This window comes from Alkalibacillus flavidus (assembly GCF_040545925.1).
Lineage (GTDB): Bacteria > Bacillota > Bacilli > Bacillales > Alkalibacillaceae > Alkalibacillus > Alkalibacillus flavidus.
This window is the reverse complement of sequence record NZ_JBEPMX010000003.1, coordinates 121,777-136,439: the sequence shown is the minus strand read 5'-3', so window position 1 is coordinate 136,439 and position 14,663 is coordinate 121,777. Positions and strand designations below refer to the sequence as shown.

Genomic DNA, 14,663 nt, shown 5'->3' with positions numbered 1-14,663 from the left:
TTGTCAATAGTTTTAGCTTGAATGAATGGCTTCTATCCCTTACGATATACAGAGTAACTAGGTTTGAAATGAGGTATTAAGTATGAAACCATCGATTTATGGTTTAACTCAAGAACAATTGCAAGATTGGTTAGTCGAAAACGGCGAAAAACGTTTCCGTGCTGATCAAGTTTGGGATTGGTTATATAGAAAGCGCGTTAAGTCGTTTGAGGAGATGAAAAACGTCAACCAAGCGACGATCGATTTGTTAAATGAACACTATCAGATCCAGTCGCTGTCGGAGACGATCAAACAAGAATCGGTTGACGGTACGGTGAAGTTTTTATTTGAATTACCAGACGGCAACCATATTGAAACCGTGTTGATGCGTTTTGATTATGGTTTATCTGTTTGTGTGACGACGCAGGTCGGCTGTAATATTGGTTGTTCGTTCTGCGCGAGCGGTATTTTGCGGAAGAACCGTGATTTATCGAGTGGTGAGATTGTCGAGCAAATTATGAACGTCCAACATGACTTAGATGCGCGTGGCGACGGAGAACGCGTTAGTCATATTGTCGTAATGGGTATTGGCGAGCCGTTTGATAACTACGATAACACGCTTGATTTTATCAAGGTTGTGAACGATCAAAAAGGCTTATCGATTGGTGCGCGTCACATTACGATTTCGACAAGTGGCATTGTGCCGAAAATGTATGAATTCGCTGATGAAGGCTTGCAAGTGAATTTAGCGTTGTCGTTGCACGCGCCGAACAATGACTTGCGTACGAACATCATGAAGATTAACCGTGCGTATCCGGTTGAGCAGTTGATGGACGCGGTTGACTATTATTTAGATAAGACGAATCGCCGGATTACGTTTGAGTATATTTTGCTGCATGATGTGAATGATCAGCGTGAGCAAGCGCTAGAGCTCGTGGAGTTGTTGAAAGATAAACGCCATTTATCGTACGTGAACTTGATTCCGTACAATCCAGTGGCAGACCACCCGTATGAGCGAAGCAGTAAGCAAAATATTTTAACGTTTTATGAGACGTTGCTTGAGAATAATATTAATTGCGGCGTGCGCGTGGAGCAAGGTAGCGATATTGATGCCGCGTGTGGTCAGTTAAGAAGTAAACAAATGAACAAGAAGCAAAAAGCGAAAACCAATGCCTAAAGATAGAAGGAAATCACCCAGCCGCGGCTGGGTGATTTTTTTGATCGAGCCTTCTGAACTTATTTCAAAACTTCCTTTATTTATTAAATAATTTCTTTAAGTTATTTCAAAAATCAGCGGATTTATTTAATAAATCCGGGCGACGCTTGATTTTATTTAATAAGTGGGATGAGTTATTTAATAAGTACACGAATTTATTTCATAAGTAAGGCGAGTTATTTAATAAATGCAAAAAACCGCCTGGCGGGGCGGTTTTTCCGGTTTAATCTTTATGTTGTTCGGGTGGTGGGAAGCATTCAAAGATTTTGCCATTTCGAATGCCTTCGACGAGTTGTGCGAGCCACTTGAAATAGGCTTTTGAGCTTTCAAGTTGGTCGTAAATCTCTTGGGCTTCAGCACGTACCTCATCTGACAGTGATTCATCATTAATCACATCGCGTAAAATCGGTTGCGCTTCCTCAACGGCTTTTAAGTTCAATTCATATTCGCGTTCCCATTTCTTCGTGAAAAATTTATTAAAAAAGTTAAAGAAATTTTTCTCTGCGACAAACGTCTGCTTCCGTGATCCACGTCTGAACGACTGTTTCACGATATCGTATTCTTGCAGTTTTTTAACACCGGTACTCATGCTCGGTTTACTCATTTGTAATTTTTCGCGCATTTCGTCTAACGTCATGCTATCTTCAAAATACATCGTTCCGTAGAGGTTACCAACACTGCGGGTGACACCATACAAGTCCATTGTTTCCCCGATCGACTCGATGACGAGATCCTTTGCTTGATCAACGGATTCGCGTGCTTGTTCATCGGATTGAGCCATGGAACAACCCCCTCATAATTAAGTTTATTAATTTTTTTCGTAACATACTTTATCTCATTTAACTATACCATATATGTGTCCATAAACAAATTGTTTTTGTACGGTTTTGGCGGGAAATTTGATCTATTGTTGCACCTGCCAAAAGACATGAATCGTGCAAGCATTGCATATCGTTTAATAATAATTCTTGTTAGGGGGGACGTAAATGTCAGATCAACAAAAGCAAGATATCGAGGATCATAAAGGTTTAGCGGTTGTTGCCTATATGATCTTTTTCATTCCATTATTAATCGCCAAACAATCATACTTTGCGATGTATCATGCCAACCAAGGTCTCGTGTTGTTGATTACAGCTGTTGTCGTAAATACAGCTGGTACTATCATCCCGGTTATTGGTTGGCTCTTTATTTTGCCGATTGGGAATTTATTCGTCTTTATATTATGGGTGATTGGAATCATTAATGCAGCAAAAGGAAAAATCGAACCGTTACCGCTTATCGGCCAGTTCGATTTAATTCTACGACCTGAAGAAGCCGATGAATAACTAAATTTAAAGTTTCAGGCTAATTTTGAAATCAAACTCCGGATGTTTATACAATACGTCAAAGCGATCGTCGTTTTCAAGATTGGCTTCTAAATCAACGGGAGCAAATAAAAAGAAATTGTTATCAAACATGACGTCAGCGCCGTAATAGTAACTGAGCCAGACGAGTTTCGAACAGTAAATGGCGTCATTTGGGTCATTTAACGGAACACTTGTTGTGAACGAAAATTCGGGTACAGCTTTATCTTGATTCAAATTCGACGTATACGCTCGTAAGTATTCTTTCGCATAGTCAGCTGCTGCGGCGCCTAGACGGGGGTCTTTCGGGCGAGCATGCATCACTTGTGTATGAATCGATAAAAAATTATCGATCGGTGCACGCCGTACTTGCGGGTAAGATGTGACAGCTTCAATTAAATGTGAGTCATCAATGACGATCGCCGAATGTCCGATATAACCAGGAGGGTAAACATCCCCGTAATTATCGCTAGCCACTAAAATATCCCCTGGTTTAAAGTCGCTAGGTCTTCTCGTCGCAACAGGTAGTGTGAAAGTTTGTTGTGAGCCATCGTCGAATGTACCGACAAGTGCGAGTGACTCCGTTGCCTCTCTCACATGCTCATCCTGTGGTGGGTAAGAGGCCAAAAGAGTGCCACCTTGAAAGAGGTCAATCGCCTTTAAACGAACGCCGTTAATGGTTGGATAGGATGTCATACGTAACACCTCATTTATTTAGGTTACTGTATTGTATCCATCAAGCACACCGACTGTGCATAGTTAATGCAAAATTGGCGGCGCAGACTGACTAGAATGATTTTGAGCCATAAATAGTGCTCCTTGTTGGTCGATTGTCGCATAAAAAATATCTTCTAAAGAAACCCCGCGTTGCTTCAGTTGTCCCATCAGCCAATCCTCGCTAACATTCAATTCCTTTAATACGTTGTGATAAATAACCCCTTCCACAATGACGGGTAAAGCTAGTTGCGCAGGCGGCCCCGCTAGTTGTAAATCGTCACGCGTCACGGTCGTTTGAGCGGATGTTTTTAATACACTAAGATGTCCACTTGGCTCGACAATCGCGGTCTTCACATCACGCAAGTCAAATATATCTTTTTCCCGCAGTAACTGGAGGACGTTATCTAACGTATAGCCGATCCGTCTCATATTTTGTTTAAGTAGTTCACCGTTTTGAATGACAACTGTCGGTTCGAACGTGATCAGCTTGCCGAATGGACGATACTTAAGCTTCAATGCGGTGATCAATTTTTGCAGTAAGGCGACGGAAACGATCGCGACAGCCGTATAAATATGACTAATCGATGGGTCTGCTAAATCAGCGCCGACAATCGAGCCTAATGAAATGATAATCAAAAAATCAAACACCGGTAACTCGCCGATCGTTCGCTTACCCATGAACAATGTCATAGCTAATAAGAGGGGTAAAATCGTGACGACACGACCCATGACGATGAGTGATTGTTGTAACGTTTCTGGCATCGTAAACTCTCCTAAACAAGACGTGTGCGCTTAGTATGTCTCATGATGTTCAAAACATAAAAAAACGGACGCGTATCTGCGCCCGTTTTCATAAATTATGCTCTTAGCCATTTCAAAATTTCTTGAGGTGTTGCGTTTTTACCGTAAATTAAAATACCGATTTTGAAGATCTTACCGGCCAGTTTCATACAGACCCAAATACTGACGATTAAAATCGCTAAGCCAATGATAATATCCATCCAAGGCCATTCATCGATAATCGCAAGGCGCATCATCAATATAGCAGGCGACGTAAACGGAATGTACGTGCCTACCTGTGCGGCTAAACCAGTTGGGTCAGACAAGACAGGGCCAATTAAGACAACCGGTAAAAATGGTAGCATCATGACCATACCTTGGAAGTTACTACTTGAATTCGCATCTTCTAACGTCGCACCGAGACCAACGAATAACGACGCGAAGAGTAAGTAACCTAAAATCGCGATGAGCACAAACAATAGGAGTTGTGGCGTCAGTAAGTAATCAATGATCGGGATATCATCGACTAAATAGACGGATAGCGGAATGATAAATACCATCCAAACTGTCACTTGAAATAGCCCAAGCCCGAAGTACCCGATAATTTTACCTTGCATGAGTTCAGCGGGTGTGACAGATGATAAAATAATTTCGGCGACTTTTTCTTTCTTCTCTTGTGACGCACTTTGGAAAATCATCATCCCTGTAATGACAATTGAAAATAACACAATCCCACCGAACATCGCTGGGATTCCATTTTTAAACGGGTCTTCTGCGAAACCAGCAGGAGAGTTACTTGTGACGTCAGACGAGCTCGGTTGATCAGCCATTTGGAACTGGACAGGTGTTGCGACTAAGTTCGCTTGTTCTTCAGTCAAATCAGCTTGTTGGATTTGTAACTGTTTAATGGGTTGCTCTAATGCTTGGATTTGAGCTGGGAAATTACCCCCAATATCACTTCCCGTTGCGTAATTGACGACACCGTTCTCAAGCGTCGCTTCGTTTAGAGCGACAAACGCGGCATTTCCTTCTTCTTGTAATGTGCCTCTAACATCCTCTAGACTGTCATCTGTTTCTGTGACATTCCAATTGAGAAAATCTTGTTGATTAACGACGGATTCAACTAACGAATACGCACCAATCGAGTCGTTCACATAAACTGTCGTTGCGTCGCTTCCTTCATCATCACTCATTAATAAACTGGGCACTGTCGCGAAAAAGATGAAGATGAGTGGTGTTAAAAAGAGTGAAATTAAAAATGATTTACTTTTGAGATTGCGTTTCAGTTCCCATTTACCGACCTTAAAACTATTCCGCATCTAAAACACCTTCCTTTGCTGCGATCGAGCGGCCGAGCGCCACATCGACGAAAATTTCGTGTAATGAGATTCGATCGACGAAGATTTCTTGCACGTCGAGATCACCCGGGATATTCGATAGCCAACCAGGCAATGTGACGTCACGATCGAGATATAAGACAGACGTTGAGCCATCTTGTTCGACCCGTGTGACGTCTTGAATCGCCTCGAGTGTGGCAACGTCATTGTCGCCGTAAATCGTACACTTAAAGTTCGCATACTCCGCTTTCACATCTTTCATCGCCCCATAAATAACTTGCTGGCCCTTGTTCATTAAAAACAGGCGGTCACACATTTCTTCGACGAGGTTCATCTGGTGCGAGCTGAGTAAGATCGCGGTTCCATTATCGGCTAGTTTTTTAATTTCGCGTTTAAACACATCTTGACTGACAGGGTCTAAACCAGAGAATGGTTCGTCTAAAATAAGCAGTTCTGGTTCATGAATGATTGACCCGATGAACTGGACTTTTTGACCCATCCCTTTCGATAATTCTTCCACAGAGACGTTTTCTTTACCTTCGAGATCGAATCGTTTTAAATAGTCGAGCGCCCGTTCTTTCGCGCGGTCGAGCGGGTAATCTTTTAATTCGGCGAAATAAAGTAAAATGTCCATTACTTTGACGTTTTTATATAACCCGCGTTCCTCTGGCAAATAGCCGATTTTGTGACGTGGAATCGTGTCTCCGTGATGGTTATGAAAGACGACCTCACCCCCGTCAGGGTACATAATCCCCATAATATTACGAATCGTCGTTGACTTCCCGGCTCCGTTTGGTCCTAAGACGGCCATAATCTCGCCTTTATGGACGTCGAAGGTAATGTCGTGGAGCACTTGTGTGTCTTTGAATGACTTTTGCAACTGCTTAACACTTAATACTTGTTCCAATTATCTCTCTCCCTTATAAAAATATAAGTTTCCCCATTGAAATTCTACTTTTTACTATATTTATCGTACCATATTTTGAAACCCTTTTTCTTTATATTTTGCAAAAATTGTTATATGATAGTCGTTGTGATGAAAGGGAGAGATATTAGTATGTCAGATCGTACAACGAATTGGAAACTACTATTAATGCTTGGAGCGTTCACAGCACTTGTGCCTCTGACGATTGATTTATATTTACCCGCTTTTCCGGAACTGTCGAATGATTTGAACAGCCCAGCGTCGCTTATTCAATTAAGTTTAACGACATCATTGCTCGGAATTGCGTTCGGTCAATTAACACTCGGGACGTTGAGTGATATATTTGGTCGAAAAAAACCGCTCATTATCTCGATCGCCGTTTATGTTCTGGCATCGATTGTCTGTGCTATAGCACCGAATGTTTGGGTGCTTATTATCGCGCGGTTCGTCCAAGGCTTTTCTGGAGCTGGTGGGATTGTCATTTCGCGGTCAATTATTCGTGATTTATATACTGGCACGCAGCTAACGAAAATGTTTTCATTGCTTGTGTTAGTCATGGGTCTCGCACCGATTTTAGCACCAATGATTGGCGGTCAAATATTATTATTTACAGGCTGGCGCGGCTTGTTTACGATATTGTCGATCGTGGGTATCGTCTTAACCTTTATTGCGATTTTCAGGTTAGTCGAATCATTACCACAAGAAAAACGATCAGATGGTAATATGAAGACGACGTTGAACATATTTGCTTCATTAATCAAAAATCGACGCTACATGGGCTTTGCGATGATACAAGGGTTTGCAGCGGCAGCGATGTTCTCCTATATTTCGGGGTCATCATTTATATTGCAAGATATCTTTAGTCTGTCACCCCAAACATATGCGATGATTTTCGGGATGAATGCGTTAGGGTTTATTTCGATGAGCCAAGTGGTGGGCCGTTTCTCCGGCGTGATATCAGAAGAAAAACTATTAATCGCAGGCTTTTTCGTTGCGCTCACTGGTGGGTCGATGCTCGTGCTCGCGTCACTATTAAATGGCGGGCTCATTATGGTGATTATCGGCTTGTTTTGTATCACATCAAGCACAGGATTAATTAACCCGACGAGTCTGTCATTAGCAATGCAAACGCAAGGCGATAATGCAGGAAGTGCTTCAGCTTTACTCGGTTTATTTCAGTTTATTTTTGGTGGATCTGCTGCCCCGATCGTCGGTATTTTTGGTACGGACGTCATTTTACCGCTTGCGGTTATTATTTTAACGAGCCAACTGTTATTGGTCGGCAGTTACCTAGCGTTCGTCAGACAACGACGCGTAACATCATAGGACATTGAAACCACAGTTTGACAGCTGTGGTTTTGTTTTAGGTGTTTTTGTTTGAAAATTACAATTTTTATGATAAAATATATATTAAGCTTGTGAGAGTGTCCTTTTGACAGTCATACATAATTGTGAAAGCGCATACATTACAAATGGCATGTCTTACAATCTAACAAAACAAATGATTTAGGGGAGGAATTCGTTAATGACGTATGCATTTCCAAACACAGATGGGGCAGTGATGCATTTTAAAAAGCGCTACGAGAACTTTATCGGCGGTGAATGGAAAGCGCCGGTGAATGGCAATTATTTTGATAACGTGACACCTGTTACAGGTCAAGCATTTTGTGAAATTCCGGCATCGACGAAAGAGGATGTTGATTTAGCGCTTGATGCAGCACATGCAGCAAAAGAATCATGGGGCCAAACATCCGTTGCTGAGCGGGCGAAAATTTTAAACAAGATCGCGGATCGAATTGAAGACAATTTAGAAATGTTAGCGGTCGCTGAAACGTGGGATAACGGCAAGGCGGTGCGAGAGACGTTGAACGCAGACCTGCCATTAGCAGCCGATCATTTCCGTTATTTCGCGGGGGCAATCCGTGCTCAAGAAGGGTCGATTGGTGAAATTAACCACGATACCGTCGCATATCATTTCCATGAGCCAATCGGTGTCGTCGGACAAATCATTCCGTGGAACTTCCCAATTTTAATGGCGACGTGGAAGCTAGCGCCAGCTCTTGCGACGGGTAACTGTGTTGTTTTGAAGCCAGCGGAACAGACGCCTGCGACGATATTGGTGTTGATGGAATTAATTGAGGATTTATTGCCAGCTGGTGTATTAAACGTCGTGAACGGCTTTGGTCTCGATACTGGTAAACCGTTAGCGTCGAGCGATCGAGTCGGTAAAGTGGCATTTACAGGTGAGACGACAACGGGCCGAATGATTATGCAGTACGCATCGCAAAATATTATTCCTGTCACATTAGAATTGGGTGGTAAATCACCGAATATTTTCTTCAAAGATGTCATGGATGAAGATGATGATTTCTTAGACAAAGCGATCGAAGGGTTAGTGATGTTTGCGCTAAACCAAGGGGAAGTCTGTACATGTCCGTCTCGTGCGCTTATTCATGAGGATATTTATGATGAATTTATGGAACGTGCGCTGAAACGTGTGAAAGAAATCGCGACAGGCAACCCGCTTGACCCGAATACGATGATGGGCGCGCAAGCTTCGAGGGAGCAGTTAGAGAAGATCTTGTCTTATTTAGATATTGGTAAACAAGAAGGCGCTGAATGTTTAGTCGGTGGTGAGCAAAACAAGAAAGACGGTGAGTTTGCGGAAGGTTACTACGTTGAGCCGACAGTGTTTAAAGGTGACAATAGCATGCGTATTTTCCAAGAAGAGATTTTTGGTCCAGTATTAGCTGTTACGACATTTAAGACAGATGAAGAAGCGCTCGAAATCGCGAATGACACATTGTACGGGTTAGGTGCAGGTGTATGGACACGAAATATTAATACGGCATATCGTTTCGGACGTGCGATTGAAGCAGGACGTGTATGGACGAATTGTTATCACGATTATCCAGCTCATGCCGCGTTCGGTGGCTATAAGATGTCCGGTATTGGCCGCGAAAATCATAAGATGATGCTCGAACATTACCAACAAACGAAGAATTTACTCGTGAGCTACACGCCACAGAAACTAGGATTCTTCTAAAATAGAGCGGAAAGGGGGTAAAGCGTATGGTCGAACGAGTCACAGCAACCGACGCCACGTTAGAATTGATCGATAAGATTAAAGCCGAACATGGTAATATTATGTTTCATCAATCGGGTGGCTGTTGTGATGGCAGTTCGCCGATGTGTTACCCTGAAGGCGATCTCATGATTGGCGATCAAGACGTTTATCTCGGCGATATTGGTGGCGCGCCGTTTTATATGCACAAAAGCCAATTCGACTATTGGAAGCATACCCAGCTCATCATCGATGTCGTCGATGGCCGCGGTGGCATGTTTTCACTAGAAGGTCGGCACGGTAAACGATTCCTGACCCGATCACGAGCGTTTACGGACGAAGAGAATAAACAATTGAATCGATAAGTGAAAAAGGATCAAGGCGTCTGACGCCTTGATCCTTTTTTCTGTTTTAGGGGGAGTGGTTTTGAAGTTATGAAATAAATCGTTCGATTTATTTCATAACTTCATTTATTTATTTCAAAAGTGGGCGGAGTTATTTAATAAATAGATATAAAAGATCAAAAAAATTTAAGAAAAAGGTTTTAAAAACATGAAAGGGGGTGTTTTAATTACACAAAAGTTATGCAATGAAGATAAAGAACATGTACAATGTGGATGTGATGGGGCGTCGTAAAGGAATTATTAAGATCGAATGGAAAGGGAATGTGTCGACTGAAGATATCCAGAGTGCCAACAAAGATATCGAAAAAGCAGTCAAACAGATGAATAAGGATACATTTGATGTCATGGTTGATATGGCTGGGGTTAAAGTCTTTGTGCAAGACGCGCAGCAAGAATTGGTGAAGCACCAACAATGGTTGTTAGATATCGGAATGAATCGCGCCGCTGTTATCGTCGAAAGTAATTTAGCGAAAATGCAGCTTAAACGGACGGCAAAAGAATCGAATCCTAACAACTAATTCCACTTTACTTCAAACGATGAAGCGTTATCGTTTTTACAAGCAAACTAAATTATACAGATATTAAACAAATGTTGCGCAGTGCTATTCGAGGCTGCGTACTTTTTTGTTTGTGTAAACATATGAGTTGATTTTTCCGGCCTGAATCCGTAATAATATGAACTGAATTAGCGTAAATGAGGAGGCTCATATTATGAAAGTCGAAATTTGGTCGGATGTCGTATGTCCGTTTTGTTATATAGGCAAACGTCGATTTGAAGCGGCGTTAGAACAATTTGAAGCACCAGAAAAGGTGTCTGTAGCGTTTAAAAGCTTCCAATTAGACCCAACTGTTCAGCCGGGACAGTATAACGATATTCATGAGATGTTAGCGACGAAATATCAAGTGCCATACGAACAAGGGCGCGAGATGAATCAGCAAATGGCTGAGCAAGCACGAGAAGTCGGATTGACATTCAACATGGATGCGATCATTCCAACGAACACGAAAGACGCGCAACGTTTGATTCAGTTTGCAAAACAAGAAGGTAAAGGTAATGAGCTGACGGATTCGCTTATGCAAGCCTATTTTACAGAAGGGTTAGACGTAAGTGATGAGACGGTGTTAGGAGATCGTGCAGAAGCGGTGGGGCTAAACCGCGATGAAGCGTTGAACGCCCTTCAATCCGGAGCGTTTAATGCGAATGTGAGTCGCGATATTCAAGATGCTGGCGATATCGGCGTGCAAGGTGTACCGTTCTTTGTGTTTAACGAAAAATATGCTGTCAGTGGTGCGCAACCAATCGACACCTTCACGCAAGTACTTGAAAAAGTGTACGAAGAAGAAAAACAAGAACCGAAGCTACAAATGATGAACACGCAATCGACAACAGAATATTGCGATGATGAGTCGTGTCAATAAGTGAATGGTGATCCGTGTAAATGAGCGGGTCACTTTTTTTAGGATGTTTTAAAGAATGGACCGCGTTCTAGTCGCCGCGTGATTTCCTATTAAATAGAGCATCTTATAAAAAATATGAGCGACCGTCGCGGTTAATAGAGCGACTGTCAGGTGATTAGAGCAACTGCGCCTTTTAATTGAGCGGTCTCGACGGGAATAGAGCGACTTCCATACATTTTAAAGCAACGGATTATACCCTGATTCGATAAGCGCTTGCGTGATCAACCGGTAACCTCGTCGGTTCGGATGGATGCCACCCCACGCTAGTGCGCGTCGGCCGTATTGGGTAAATGGTGACATTAAATCGACGTAGCGAACTACTGACGATGTCATCGACTGCAAAATGGCGTTAAACCGGTTGATCCAAAATGCGCTGTAAGGCAACTGTGGAAATGGGTTATACAACCCGATCAGTCTTATGAAGTAAGGGGTGGGGTGTAACGATTTCAGTAAATAGATCTCAAACAACAAATCCGTGATATGCTCATAAAATAACTGCTCTGCTCGTTCAAACGATACGGGGTTGAGGGTGTTTAAAAATTGTTGGTGCGCTTGTAGTAAGTCGTTGCCGCCGACGGTAATTGTGATAACGTGTGATTGTGCGACCCTCATCCGTAAATAGTCGTCGTTTAAAGCGGTGATTAAGTCACCACTCGTCATTCCTTTGCGTGCAACAACCTCTGTTCTGACAGGTTGCCGAAGCGTTTGGACGAGGTGGTTGCTGTAATCATAGACAAACCCTCGATGTAATAATGGTCCTAAACCTAATGTTAATGAATCACCTAAAGCACGGTAGTACACATCCTTGTTCATAAAAAACCCACCCTTTAATACGGCCTTATCACATTAGATGTACGATAAGGCCATTGTGTATGGGTGGGTGTTCGTATTTTTAATAAAAGAACGGAAACAAAATGCGGTTGATTAATCTGAATGGAAAACGTTGTCGTCTGAAGCGGCGGAATCGTCTAGGGTACCGTCCGGGTGATCCATACCCCGGCTGTCCCGGGTAACCTGGCCCATAGCCGTATCCTGACCCAGGGCCGTAGCCATAATTTGGATTATTTCGTTCGTCTTGCATGTTACCCATCTCACCCCACGGCAAAATAAGGATAACCCCGTCGTGATCGACATCATCAATAATACCATCAAACAATTGTCCATCCCCAGTTTCGAGATGGACAAAGTGCATATGATGATCGCGGCAAAAATCATGCATTTGTTCGTTATTAGGCTTCATATTCGAGTTCATTAAATCCCTCCTTAATCGTGACACTGATACTATATGCGGCCCATAACCTTTTGCGTGACTGAGACATTTGTCACATTTTAGTCATATTTTGTTTAACGAACGATAAAAGGTGGGTATGTCACTAGTAAGCAAACAACAATAGGAGGGTTTAACAATGGAAGATAAAAAGAAAGAATATGTTGAAAGACACGAAGACCCGAGTCGTACAGGCGCTACAGCGATTAAATCCATTACAGCAATCATTATAACGTTATTAATTCTAGGATTCTTCGTTTACTTTGTCTTCCCGATGTTCGGTGGCGGACAAGGTGGCGGTGGCAGCAGCCAAGGTTTTGACATTGAAATGAATGTAAGCCACGCCGAAGATAGTCATGTTGATCAATATGTAGCGTAATAAAAACACGCTGACCTATAGTTCGCTATAGAGTCAGCGTGTTTTTTAAGGATGTATAATATGTGGTTTCTTGGTTTCTGTGCTCGGATATATTCCAAGATGTTCGTTCGATGGCTCGTTTTAAAGCAAAATTGCTCGTCGGTACATTGATATACAATTCGGAAAACGTCCGATACGTTAATTGAAGCAGTTCTTCCAAAATGATTTGTAAAAAGGTCGTCGAATGATAGGGTTCGTTGATAAACGGCCCGACCACCCAAGCATCTGATTGACCTTCTTCGTAAAGTAAACCGACTAATCCAACCGTTTCTTTGTTTAAGTCAATCATCATGGCGCCGTGATGAATATAGTTGTTGTGGCGTTCGATCGCTTCTTTTAAATCGACAAATCCTTTTAAATGCGGTCGCCCAGCGTGATGTCGTTCGTGTTTAAGGCTTTGTTTGATCATGTCGTCGATCATATCATAGTCATTTCGTCCTGCCGGTCTAAGGTTGATAGGTCCCATGATGTGCCTCCTATACATTAGGTGTAGTCACATCATACCATTAAAATGCGTTTTATGCAGTAAATAAATAGGATAATTCCCATTTAACAAATATGAAAGCGCTATATAATTAACATATTTTAATTAATATTAACTTTTTTTAACATAAATCACGAATAATAAGATGAAAAATGCAATCCAAACAATTAAAAACCAATTACTGAATAAAAATGTTTCCATACTGAAACCTCCTAACTTACTTTATCTTGCCATAAACGACATTAAAATAGAAGGAATTACCGATAAGTGTCACGAAATAAATATAATATAACCAATTCCATCGAAAAGAGGGGTTCTATGCCAAAAGTTGAATTACTGGATGAAGATGTGTCATTAATAGATGTCTATGATTTAGGCTTACCGAATCGAACGGGGGCGTATGTGATACAGGATGATGAGCTGACAGTGATTGAAACGAGTGCGAGTCCATCCATTCCGCATTTGTTAGATGGGTTAAAAGCAATTGGCGAAAATCCCGAGCGCGTGCGGCATATTATCGTCACCCACGTGCACTTAGATCATGCAGGTGGTGTCGGGGTGTTGTTACAAAGCTGTCCAAATGCAACGGTCCACGTTCACCCGCGCGGGAAGCGTCATTTAGCTGATCCGACAAAACTCGTTCAAGGTGCTCGTGCAGTATACGGGGAGCAATTCGATGACCTTTTTGATCCAGTCGTCCCTGTCCCAGAAGATCGTTTAGTTGAACAACCCGATGGAAGTGACCTTCATATCGGGTCGCGGACACTGACCTTTTACGATACCCCGGGACATGCGAAACATCACGTGTCGATTCATGATTCAAAAGCCAATGCGATCTATACAGGCGATACGATTGGGGTGTATTATCCACACACATTACCATACGGTGAAATGTTAGTCTTGCCATCGACGTCGCCGAATCAATTTGATCCAAACGCCATGCTGGAGTCACTCAAACGGATTGAATCGCTCGGTGTCGATGCCATTCACTTTGGCCACTTCGGGCGGTCGACTGAGCCCGCCGTCGTTTATGACCAAATGTGCGATTGGTTGCCGTTATTTTTGGAGTTGAGTGAGGATGCGGTGAAGCGGGGTTCTAATGCGCCAGTTGAGTCAGTGCGGCAGGCGCTCTTTGATCGGGTTGCTAGTTATTTAGACGATATCGGCGTCCCGAGGGAGCATGATATTTATCCGTTATTAGAGATGGATATGAGGGTGTGTGCGATGGGATTGGTGGATTATCTAAAGAAAACAGAAGATCAATGACCTTT

General features: G+C 42.5%; 17 protein-coding genes. 9 read left to right on the top strand and 8 right to left on the bottom strand.

Features of this window, described 5'->3' with window-relative positions:
• Window positions 1–82: 82 nt before the first annotated feature.
• The gene (rlmN, locus tag ABID56_RS04625) at window positions 83–1,156 is read left to right on the top strand and encodes a dual-specificity RNA methyltransferase RlmN (protein ID WP_354219447.1); all 1,074 of its coding nucleotides are present in this window, start codon (window positions 83–85) and stop codon (window positions 1,154–1,156) included.
• Between the two features lie 262 nt (window positions 1,157–1,418).
• On the opposite strand, the gene cudC is transcribed toward rlmN, so the two are convergent.
• The gene (gene cudC, locus ABID56_RS04620) at window positions 1,419–1,976 is read right to left on the bottom strand and encodes a choline uptake/conversion transcriptional regulator CudC (RefSeq protein ID WP_354219446.1); all 558 of its coding nucleotides are present in this window, start codon (window positions 1,974–1,976) and stop codon (window positions 1,419–1,421) included.
• A 205-nt stretch (window positions 1,977–2,181) separates the two neighbouring features.
• Here cudC and ABID56_RS04615 point away from each other — a divergent pair, with 205 nt between their 5' ends.
• On the top strand, window positions 2,182–2,520 hold the full coding sequence (locus tag ABID56_RS04615) for a DUF4870 domain-containing protein (protein ID WP_354219445.1): 339 nt from the start codon (window positions 2,182–2,184) through the stop codon (window positions 2,518–2,520).
• Window positions 2,521–2,526: 6 nt separating this feature from the next.
• Here the strand turns inward: ABID56_RS04615 and ABID56_RS04610 are convergent, their stop codons facing one another.
• From ABID56_RS04610 to ABID56_RS04595, 4 genes are all read right to left on the bottom strand, one after another.
• Window positions 2,527–3,234 carry a hypothetical protein gene (locus tag ABID56_RS04610; protein WP_354219444.1) on the bottom strand — a complete coding sequence of 236 codons (708 nt, stop codon included), beginning with the start codon at window positions 3,232–3,234 and terminating at the stop codon, window positions 2,527–2,529.
• 63 nt (window positions 3,235–3,297) lie between these two features.
• On the bottom strand, window positions 3,298–4,017 hold the full coding sequence (locus tag ABID56_RS04605) for a DUF421 domain-containing protein (protein ID WP_354219443.1): 720 nt from the start codon (window positions 4,015–4,017) through the stop codon (window positions 3,298–3,300).
• Between the two features lie 95 nt (window positions 4,018–4,112).
• The gene (locus ABID56_RS04600; RefSeq protein ID WP_354219442.1) at window positions 4,113–5,354 is read right to left on the bottom strand and encodes an ABC transporter permease; all 1,242 of its coding nucleotides are present in this window, start codon (window positions 5,352–5,354) and stop codon (window positions 4,113–4,115) included.
• A complete protein-coding gene (locus ABID56_RS04595) occupies window positions 5,344–6,279 on the bottom strand; it encodes an ABC transporter ATP-binding protein (RefSeq protein ID WP_354219441.1) in 936 nt (311 codons plus the stop codon). Before ABID56_RS04595 ends, ABID56_RS04600 begins: the two co-directional genes overlap by 11 nt.
• Before the next feature lie 150 nt (window positions 6,280–6,429).
• Between ABID56_RS04595 and ABID56_RS04590 the strand changes: the two genes are divergently transcribed.
• From ABID56_RS04590 to ABID56_RS04570, 5 genes are all read left to right on the top strand, one after another.
• The gene (locus tag ABID56_RS04590; RefSeq protein ID WP_354219440.1) at window positions 6,430–7,623 is read left to right on the top strand and encodes a multidrug effflux MFS transporter; all 1,194 of its coding nucleotides are present in this window, start codon (window positions 6,430–6,432) and stop codon (window positions 7,621–7,623) included.
• Window positions 7,624–7,822: 199 nt separating this feature from the next.
• Window positions 7,823–9,343 (top strand): acetaldehyde dehydrogenase ExaC, encoded by a 1,521-nt coding sequence (gene exaC / locus ABID56_RS04585; protein WP_354219439.1) that lies wholly within the window; start codon window positions 7,823–7,825, stop codon window positions 9,341–9,343.
• A 26-nt stretch (window positions 9,344–9,369) separates the two neighbouring features.
• Window positions 9,370–9,726 carry a DUF779 domain-containing protein gene (locus ABID56_RS04580; RefSeq protein ID WP_354219438.1) on the top strand — a complete coding sequence of 119 codons (357 nt, stop codon included), beginning with the start codon at window positions 9,370–9,372 and terminating at the stop codon, window positions 9,724–9,726.
• Between the two features lie 239 nt (window positions 9,727–9,965).
• Entirely contained in the window at window positions 9,966–10,283 is a 318-nt protein-coding gene (locus ABID56_RS04575) for an STAS/SEC14 domain-containing protein (RefSeq protein WP_354219437.1), read from the top strand.
• Between the two features lie 193 nt (window positions 10,284–10,476).
• On the top strand, window positions 10,477–11,184 hold the full coding sequence (locus tag ABID56_RS04570) for a DsbA family oxidoreductase (protein WP_354219436.1): 708 nt from the start codon (window positions 10,477–10,479) through the stop codon (window positions 11,182–11,184).
• Between the two features lie 216 nt (window positions 11,185–11,400).
• Here ABID56_RS04570 and ABID56_RS04565 read toward each other — a convergent pair whose 3' ends face one another.
• Window positions 11,401–12,036: a GDSL-type esterase/lipase family protein gene (locus ABID56_RS04565; RefSeq protein ID WP_354219435.1), complete on the bottom strand. Its 636-nt coding sequence runs from the start codon at window positions 12,034–12,036 to the stop codon at window positions 11,401–11,403.
• 79 nt (window positions 12,037–12,115) lie between these two features.
• Window positions 12,116–12,475 (bottom strand): hypothetical protein, encoded by a 360-nt coding sequence (locus tag ABID56_RS04560; protein ID WP_354219434.1) that lies wholly within the window; start codon window positions 12,473–12,475, stop codon window positions 12,116–12,118.
• A gap of 154 nt (window positions 12,476–12,629) precedes the next feature.
• Here ABID56_RS04560 and ABID56_RS04555 point away from each other — a divergent pair, with 154 nt between their 5' ends.
• The gene (locus ABID56_RS04555; RefSeq protein WP_354219433.1) at window positions 12,630–12,869 is read left to right on the top strand and encodes a hypothetical protein; all 240 of its coding nucleotides are present in this window, start codon (window positions 12,630–12,632) and stop codon (window positions 12,867–12,869) included.
• 25 nt (window positions 12,870–12,894) lie between these two features.
• Here ABID56_RS04555 and ABID56_RS04550 read toward each other — a convergent pair whose 3' ends face one another.
• Window positions 12,895–13,374: a hypothetical protein gene (locus ABID56_RS04550; protein ID WP_354219432.1), complete on the bottom strand. Its 480-nt coding sequence runs from the start codon at window positions 13,372–13,374 to the stop codon at window positions 12,895–12,897.
• A 336-nt stretch (window positions 13,375–13,710) separates the two neighbouring features.
• On the opposite strand from ABID56_RS04550, the gene ABID56_RS04545 reads away from it, so the two are divergent.
• Window positions 13,711–14,658, top strand: a complete 948-nt coding sequence (locus tag ABID56_RS04545; protein WP_354219431.1) for an MBL fold metallo-hydrolase — start codon at window positions 13,711–13,713, stop codon at window positions 14,656–14,658.
• Window positions 14,659–14,663: the final 5 nt, after the last annotated feature.